This is a genomic window from Oleiphilus sp. HI0117, from assembly GCF_001635235.1.
The window spans coordinates 1-373 of record NZ_LWGA01001201.1 but is presented as its reverse complement, the minus strand read 5'-3'; the positions used below and the strand labels follow the sequence as shown (position 1 = coordinate 373).

Below are 373 nucleotides of genomic sequence, written 5' to 3'. Positions count from 1 at the left end.
CCGGCACAATCACATAGGGCGACTTTATTCCATTCTCTCTCGCCAACTCCTTCATCTCACGGCCATAGCGCCATGCGATGGCATATAAGGTATCTCCCTTACGTACAACATGCTGCCCAAAGTAGACTGGAGGGTTAAAGTTTTTATCTAGATATATTGATGGAGAGGTACAGGAGGCCAGAAGGAATAGCGTTAAGATACAAAACGTTACAAAAGCAAGAGGCCGCCTATTTTTTAAACACGCCAAATTACAAAGCGGATAAAAAGTAAACAATTCGACAAACCTCTCCATAACATATAGCTATAATATTTTTTTATTTAATTCTTTTTACTTCTTTAACTTAATGAAGAATATTAAGTTACTTAGCTAAGT

General features: G+C 37.5%; 1 protein-coding gene. It reads right to left on the bottom strand.

Annotated features, from left to right (window positions below; translation table 11 throughout):
* On the bottom strand, positions 1–292 hold a 292-nt coding region (locus A3757_RS25375), incomplete at its 3' end, for a LysM domain-containing protein (protein WP_156506470.1).
* Positions 293–373: the final 81 nt, after the last annotated feature.